The organism is Pseudomonas sp. 7P_10.2_Bac1, assembly GCF_025465935.1.
Classification (GTDB): Bacteria; Pseudomonadota; Gammaproteobacteria; order Pseudomonadales; family Pseudomonadaceae; genus Aquipseudomonas.
Window position 1 is genome coordinate 1 of record NZ_JANLNV010000011.1, and the last position, 1,354, is coordinate 1,354.

Genomic DNA, 1,354 nt, shown 5'->3' on the forward strand with positions numbered 1-1,354 from the left:
AATCGTTGGGGCGAATGGGGGCAAAAACACTCATTTACTTCTTCTGTGTTACCACGGTTGCCATTGTTTACGGCCTGGTCATGGGCAATCTGCTCAAGCCTGGTACGGGCACCAATCTCAGTAGTCTGCATGCGGTGGCGGTTTCACTTCCCGCCAGTACTAAGCAAAGCGGGGCCGGACTGATTCTGAGTATTGTTCCGGAAAACATCGTAGAGGCAATGGCCAAAGGCAATTTGCTTCCGGTCCTGTTCTTTGCAGTGATGTTCGGGGTGGGGCTTTCCAGTTTGCCGCGTGAACGCAAAGAACCGGTGCTCAATGTATTCCGAGGCATCAGCGATGCCATGTTCCGTGTGACGTCGCTGGTGATGGCTTACTCGCCCATCGGCGTCTTCGGAATGATCTCGGTCACAGTTGCCAACTTTGGTTTTTCCTCGTTACTGCCTCTGGCCAAACTGGTTATCGTCGCTTACTTTTCGATGTTCCTGTTTGGGGCGGTGGTATTGGGCTCTGTGGCCAAGTGTTTCGGCATCTCCATGATTGCGCTGATACGCCATATCAAAGATGAAATAGTGCTGGCATTTTCCACGGCCAGTTCTGCGGCGGTAATGCCCCAGTTAATGGTCAAGTTGGAAACGTTCGGTGCTCCGCGAGAGCTGGTCAGTTTTGTTGTACCGATCGGCTATTCGTTCAACCTTGATGGGGCGGCAATATTTTTGGGTATTGGTACTCTTTTCGTGGCACAACTGTATGGCATTGAGCTGACACTGGCTCAGCAGGCGATGTTGGTGGTGACCATGGTCTTAACGTCCAAAGGCGCTGCTGGTGTGCCGGGTTTTATGATCATCATCTTGTCGGCTACGCTGGCCAGTGCTGGACTTCCCCTGGAAGGGATTGCGTTTATCGCCGGTATTTATCGCATTATCGACATGGCGACAACCACACTCAATGTGCTGGGTAATGCTTTGGCGCCGTTGGTCATTGCTAAATGGCAAGGGGATATAACCCCGTTACCTATCAGTGAAACGTCCTTCGAGGAATCAGTGCATCGCGCCAGATAATCTTTATTGCTTCCCAATAAAAGCCATTTTATTTAACTCACTGCACAAAGCGGTCAACCTGTTTGATGCTCGATATTGCAATTTAAGCACTGTGATTAAATAAGGCTTACTGGTTGTCAGGTGTTCAACATGGTGACTATTGAATATACGTGTTTGCGTGAACTAACTAATTGTTATTAGGTATTGTTCATTCAGGCTGATCGATCCTGTGATAAGTGGTGACCATTCAAGTTTAAATGGCTTTGCGCGTTGCAGTTGGACTTGAGTCATCTGGCTGTAGCGCTTCCCACCTTTTA

General features: G+C 49.2%; 1 protein-coding gene. It reads left to right on the forward strand.

The window, feature by feature from the left end; genetic code table 11:
- Positions 1–1,058 (forward strand): cation:dicarboxylate symporter family transporter (locus tag NTD86_RS02835; RefSeq protein ID WP_262200638.1); only part of this gene is annotated, 1,058 nt, incomplete at its 5' end.
- Positions 1,059–1,354 lie beyond the last annotated feature (296 nt).